The sequence below is a fragment of the Ochrobactrum sp. SFR4 genome (genome assembly GCF_019730395.1).
In the GTDB taxonomy this organism is placed as follows: Bacteria; Pseudomonadota; Alphaproteobacteria; order Rhizobiales; family Rhizobiaceae; genus Pseudochrobactrum.
On the sequence record NZ_JAAPBB010000038.1, the window covers coordinates 1 to 5,919 of the forward strand.

Annotated in this window: 6 protein-coding genes and 1 pseudogene; 1 reads left to right on the forward strand and 6 read right to left on the reverse strand. The window is 51.1% G+C overall.

The genetic code is table 11. The annotated features are described in order from the left end of the window. From HBA93_RS17550 to HBA93_RS24310, 6 genes and pseudogenes are all read right to left on the reverse strand, one after another. Positions 1-216, reverse strand: a 216-nt coding sequence (locus tag HBA93_RS17550; RefSeq protein WP_221724140.1) for a hypothetical protein, incomplete at its 3' end; no start/stop codon positions are given. 158 nt (positions 217-374) lie between these two features. Further along, a complete protein-coding gene (locus HBA93_RS17555) occupies positions 375-1,340 on the reverse strand; it encodes a magnesium and cobalt transport protein CorA (RefSeq protein WP_221724141.1) in 966 nt (321 codons plus the stop codon). A 267-nt stretch (positions 1,341-1,607) separates the two neighbouring features. After that, positions 1,608-2,746, reverse strand: a protein-coding gene (locus tag HBA93_RS17560) for an IS3 family transposase (RefSeq protein ID WP_221724142.1) whose coding sequence is annotated in 2 segments (ribosomal slippage) — positions 1,608-2,482 and positions 2,482-2,746 — 1,140 coding nt in all. Because the reading frame shifts where the segments join, the coding sequence is not laid out codon by codon here. 1,027 nt (positions 2,747-3,773) lie between these two features. Then, positions 3,774-4,058 (reverse strand): NadS family protein, encoded by a 285-nt coding sequence (gene nadS, locus HBA93_RS17565; RefSeq protein WP_221724143.1) that lies wholly within the window; start codon positions 4,056-4,058, stop codon positions 3,774-3,776. Beyond that, positions 4,055-4,399 (reverse strand): type II toxin-antitoxin system RelE/ParE family toxin, encoded by a 345-nt coding sequence (locus tag HBA93_RS17570; RefSeq protein WP_221724144.1) that lies wholly within the window; start codon positions 4,397-4,399, stop codon positions 4,055-4,057. The genes nadS and HBA93_RS17570 overlap by 4 nt, the downstream gene beginning before the upstream one ends. Before the next feature lie 334 nt (positions 4,400-4,733). Further along, positions 4,734-5,471 (reverse strand): annotated as a pseudogene (locus HBA93_RS24310) (DUF4158 domain-containing protein); the annotation flags it as partial. Between HBA93_RS24310 and HBA93_RS17575 the strand changes: the two are divergent. Continuing rightward, the coding region (locus HBA93_RS17575; protein ID WP_353619392.1) for a recombinase family protein at positions 5,470-5,919 on the forward strand (450 nt) is incomplete at its 3' end. The pseudogene HBA93_RS24310 and the gene HBA93_RS17575 overlap by 2 nt on opposite strands.

The window sequence follows — 5,919 nt, forward strand, 5'->3', positions numbered from 1 at the left end:
ATATCGCCCGCTCAATTCGAACAGATAACCGCCGAAACGAGATAAAGAGGCGGAAATAAAACGGGACAAGTCCAATGGCGGGATGGGCGTGTCCGATGCCCCAAGCTGAAGAAGCAATTGGCTGAGGCCATAATGCGATCCTGACGGATGTCGCTTCAAAAAATGGTGACGCCCGATGTGAAGCGGGATGCCGTGGCTCACGTCTGATTGCAGCACGGGGTGAGCCAGCGTCGGGCGTGATAGGTTCTATCGGTAGATCGGTCGAGTTTGCGATACCGCAGTGTGCTACCAGACGATGCGGCCATTCGGGAGGCGATTAAGAAGGTGGCGTCTGAGCGTCGTCGCTTCGGCTACGGGCCAATCAGAGAAGGCTCTTATAGCCAGCCGGACTTTCGAAACCGACAATAAAGAGTGAGGCAGATCACGAGGATGGCAGCGAGGACAACATAATAGCCGTATTCGGTCGCCAATTCCGGCATATTTTGAAAATTCATGCCGTATATACCTGCGACAGCGGTTGGTACTGCGATGATAGCGGCCCAGGCTGCAAGTTGCCTGCTGATTGCATTCTGTCTTTGCTGCTCGAGAAGATTGCTCACTTCAAACACGGAAGTGACGACCTCCCATAGACCATCAACGACATTGTCGAGCCGGTGGAGATGGTCGGTAACATCGCGAAAATAGGGCGTGGTGTCGCCATCCATACAGGACAGGTCAACAAGGTCCACAAGCCTGGCTGCGACCTGTGATGTCGGCCCAAGCACTCTCTGAAACAGAATGAGCTCTCTGCGTAGCTTGAACAGCCGTCTTACCTGGTCTCGAGTGAGACCGGATTCCAGCATCTGAGCTTCCATTTCCAGCACCTTGTCTTCAATGGCCTCAACTAAGGGAAGGAAGCCATCGACCGTTACATCGAACACGGCATGAAGTGCAGCTCCTGGACTGCTTTTGAGAAGAGCGTTGGACGCGTCGAACCGACACATGGCCTCCTCGTGCACAGAGTTGGCGCCGTGTCGCACTGTAATGACGTGAGCCGGGCCAACAAAAATGGCAATCTGGCCGTACTTGATATCATCCCCCTCAAGCTGAGCAGTGTTGACGATAACGAGCAGTTCATTGCCGAAGACCTCAACCTTTGGTGCCCTACGTGAGGTCAGTGCATCTTCAACGGCCAATCGATGGAGATTGTATGTTGTGGCGAGCAGCGTGATTTCCTCGTGCGTGGGCTCGCTCAGTGCGATCCATACAAAATCATCCGGTGCTGCTGAAACGTTTTCTCCAACAGAAATAGTACCGATCCGTTTGCCATTTTGATATTGAAAAGCTGTGTCTATCGTCATATTTTCCCCTACTGACCCAGTGGCCCGAAGCTGTTGGAGTGAACCGCCCCCGAACGGCATCGAAACGTGCCAGAGTGAGTCTGGTCTTGTCCCGCGCCTCTTTATCTCCTTTCGACGATTATTGGTTCGAATTGAGCGGGTGATATTCTTCCGAGTGTCGAATGATTTCTGCATATGTTGTAAAATTCGTTGATGAATTCGAAAAACGCATCTGTCAACCAGACTTGCCCTGGACTTGCTTCGCAAAAGTGGAGAGGCATTTTTCCACTAGGCGGCCATTCTTTCGAACTGAGCTGAGCTCAGATAGTCGAGTGAAGAATGACGGAGCATAGGATTGTAGAAGCTCTCAATATATCGGGCAATAGCGATTTCGGCATCGTGCCTTGTCTGGAATACCATCCTCCAGATCAGCTCTGATTTCAACGTCTTGAAGAACGTTTCGACCATGGCATTGTCGTAGCAATTTCCCTTTCCAGACATGGAAATCGTGATGCCGTTCGCCTGATAGTCAAGGGAACAATATTGACTTCCGCGATCAGAATGATGGATCAGGCCCTTCGGCGGTCGCCGCATTGTTATGGCCTTTTCGAGAGTTTGAAGAGCCAACCGACGATGCAAGCGGTCACTGACGGACCACCCGACAACACGGCGTGCGAAGAGATCAATGACGACAGCGAGATACAGCCATCCTTCTCGCGTCCAAATATACGAGATGTCAGCACCCCATTTCTGGTTAGGTCCTGTTGCGGCAAAATCCTGCGCGATAATGTTGGGTGCAACTGGAAAAGCATGATGGCTGTCGGTGGTTTTCTTGAAACGGCGCTTCTGACGCGCCTGCATTCCATTCTCACGCATCAGGCGGACAATCCAGCGACGCCCGACAGCGAAACCTTGATCCTGTAACTCACGCGCCATACGCGGGCTGCCATAAGTTTCATTCGAGAGAGACCAGGCCGAGCGCACATGCGCCAGCATGACCATATCATCGCGCTGGCGGCGGGTGGCCGACCGATCTTTCCAGGCAAAATAACCGCTCTGGCTGACACCCATGACATGACAAAGACGATATACGGGGAATTCCTTCTTCGCCTGATCAATGAAACGAAACTTCATCGACTTCCCTCCTTGGCGAAAAAAGCTGTGGCACGCTTTAATATCTCGCGTTCCTGCTGCAATATCTCATTCTCTCGACGAAGACGCTTTAGTTCAGCCGTCATATCTTCGTTCGGGTCAACCAGTTTGGGATCATCAATGGCGGCATCTCGGTTGCGGGAAATCCACCGTGTGAGTGTCGACAGGCCGACACCAAGATCTTCAGCAACTTCACACCGGGTCCGACCGCTCGTCTCGGCCAAACGGACAGCCTCACGTTCAAATTCCTTCGTAAAGGGCACTCGCTTCGTCATAAAGGTTTCCTTTCAACTCATGAAAACCTCTCCACTTTTGCGAAGCAAGTCCATTCTGCACTAATGCATATGCTCGGCCGATCGAATGAAATGCCGCCTCTGCGATCCACCAAGATGCCTCGAGCTACACAAATCACCCAATAATAACAACCGTGATGAAATTAAGTTAGCGCCTATGGGGCACAGCCCGCCCCCCGCCGGTCGAACCAAATTGCAAAGGGGTTGAGGGCTAAAAAGGAAGGTTCCGGCTTGCTGGAGAACCTTATTTTTGAACGAGTCAAGCGGCTCGCCGCGCTTGCCCCTTGCAATTATGGGGCGACTGTTGGCAGGGGCAGAAATATCAATAATGTCCGCGCTTGCGCGGTCAAAATCGTTCTTGCGTCAGGGATTGTTACCCGAATGGACGTAACCGCTTGCGGGTTCGGTGTAGTTTGCCCTAGTCGCTGCAAAGCAGTGCCAGGGCAAACGGAATAAAGCCCGACCCGTAGGGTGACGCTATGACTATCAATTGCAACTGATGATTAGAAAATGGCTTGTATCTTCAACCATAGGTCAATTATAAATAGACAATTCAGTTAATACTTCAGTCAATGAGGGATAATTAACAATAAACATAAAAAATGAGCCGAAAAATTTAAAGGAAACTTTAAAGCAAGCCAAATGGCCGCTGTTTTTCATGCTGCTTTTAATCATTGCTCTTGGTTGTACTGTAGCAGCTTTTATATTCAGCTTTTTGGCAACCTTCCACGATCCTGCGTATCAAAGCTATTTTAAATCATTGATTACAATTGGCTCAATTTTTGCGTTGATCTCAATCACTTACATATATTTCAAGCCGTATTTTGATAAAAAATAGGTAATTTATTGCTCTGAGTTACATGCAAACCGTTTAACCTTGGCAGTGTTAAAATTAGAGGCGGGGAATGGTTCGGAAACGAGCTTGGGGTTTCCGAACAATCTCAGCCCGCTCGATGCGGGCTGAGATTGTTCACGGCTTTGCCTTTCAAACACGCTGAAAGGGATCTAATTAAGATTGGATAGCCTGCGCCACAGTATCAGGTGCTTTTTGAATGACTTTCAAAAACAGCATTGCGGCGCGATCCGGCTGACGGCGCTTTTGCTCCCAGTCTCGGATTGTACCTGCAGAGAGGCCGTAGCGTTTAGCAAATTCAGCCTGTGAAAGATTTTGACTTTTACGAATGGCTGCAACGTCAACAGTTTCCGGCACAAATACTGCGGCGGGTTCTGCGCGGCCTTCAGCAATAGCCAGAGCCTCGTTTGCACTTTGGATAAGCTCTTTTCCAAATGTCATTTTTTCACCTTTCTATAGGCTTCTGCCAGCTTTGGCAGAATTGCAGTTAGTTCGTTTCGTTCAGTTTTTGTAAGATTTCCTTTTTCATTTTTGCCGTAAATTGATAGCGCAAAAATTGGAATATCATCGCCGCCAAAATAATGAATTGTGCGGAATCCTCCGCTCTTTCCTTGGCCTTTACAGGCATGGCGCAATTTTCTAGCGCCACCTGTACCAGCCATTAACGCCCCCGCTTTGGGGTCTGACGCTATGGTTGTTAAAATCTCCTGCAATTCATCATCGGGTAGACCGCACCGCTTGGCTTGCATGAGAAAGGTTGATGTTTGAAGGATCGTTTGCATAGTCACACTGTACGGCAATGCCTTACTTGTTGCAAGATATATTTACGTTATTTTTCTTTTTCGGCACGGTTCTAACCGTCACAAGACTGCGGCGCGGGACAAGTCGATCATATGAATCGCGCTCACGGGTAGCATGGGTGGTAAGTGCCTGCACCACAGCCTCTAAATCGCGCATAGGCGCATTAGCAGAGCGCGTAACAGCCATGCCCTTGCGTTATGGTGCAATGTCCTCGACTGGACTTGCTTTGCAAAAGTGGAGAGGTTTTTATGAGTTGAAAGGAAACCTTTATGACGAAGCGAGTGCCCTTTACGAAGGAATTTGAACGTGAGGCTGTGGCGGAACGTCGGCGAGCACCTGTGGGTCGAGAGCGATATCAGCCAAGAATTCGAGCCTGTTGAGCAACCGGTTGGCGATGGCCGAATTGTTGCCTGCCTCGATCTTGTGCAGCCAGATGAAGCGGCTGATGTTGCCTTCGACCATTTCCGTCAGCAGCGCATCGAGCCTGTCGCACATGGGTTGATCCAAAAGCTCGGCAATCCGCGTCTCGATCCGGCGTTCGGCCTCCACCAGGGCGTCGGCACGCAGCCGCTCGATTGTTGTAATAGCAGGCAGGATTATCTGGGCTTGAGGGCAGCGCTCGACAAATCGGCGCGCGATACCCTCATTGGAACGAGCATCCTCGGCTTGAGTGGCAAGCCAATCCCGCAATTCCTGGGCTGCACGACCGGCAAAGCTCTTATAGCCGTAGATCATGGGCAAGGCAGCCAAATGATCGTGGTGTGTCTCCTCCTGCATGGCATATTCGGACAGGTCCTCGACGCGCAGTCCAAGTTGTGCAGCCAGAAACCGAGTTAGCTCTTGTGGAATAAGCTCTCCCGGTGACAGAAGCCGACCGGGGTATCGCAGAGCACATAGTTGCAATGCGAAGCCGAAACGATTGCGTGATCTGCGGCGCTCGTGAATATGCTTCATATCGTCATCGGACAAAATGTAATGTCGCAACAATGACGCTTCGTCTGTCGCCAGAAACCGGATTCTCGATCTGGCTCTGGCCAGACTGATCGACGCTATCCTCGTTACGGAACTTTCGCGATGGGGACGCTCCACGCAGGATTTGTTGACGACGCTCGACAGATTGGCAGGCTGGAAGGTCTCGGTTGTCGCCATGAGCGGCATGACCTTCGAACTTGGCACGCCGCACGGCCGCATGATGGCAACCCTGCTCGCTGGCATCGCTCAATTCGAGCGCGATCTGCTGAGCGAACGGGTGAAATCAAGCCTCGCCGCCGCGAAAGCGCGCGGCAGAAAACTCGGCCGCCAGACAGGCCAGCGCCCCAAATCAGATCGGTTGGCATCGAAAGTCATCGCGTTGAGTGCCCAAGGCCGCAGCTATCGCTGGATAGCTCGCGATCTAGGCATCAGCAAGAATACCGTCACTGATATGGACTTGTCACGGTTTGATTCCGCCTCCTTAAATAGACTATTTGTCATTAAGGAGAAGAATTATGGCAGTTTCACA

Excerpts from the sequence above, each read along its gene's own strand:
- HBA93_RS17555 (WP_221724141.1), bottom strand. The coding sequence starts at position 1,340 with ATGACGATAGACACAGCTTTTCAATATCAAAATGGCAAACGGATCGGT.
- nadS (WP_221724143.1), bottom strand. The coding sequence starts at position 4,058 with ATGACATTTGGAAAAGAGCTTATCCAAAGTGCAAACGAGGCTCTGGCT.
- HBA93_RS17570 (WP_221724144.1), bottom strand. The coding sequence starts at position 4,399 with ATGCAAACGATCCTTCAAACATCAACCTTTCTCATGCAAGCCAAGCGG.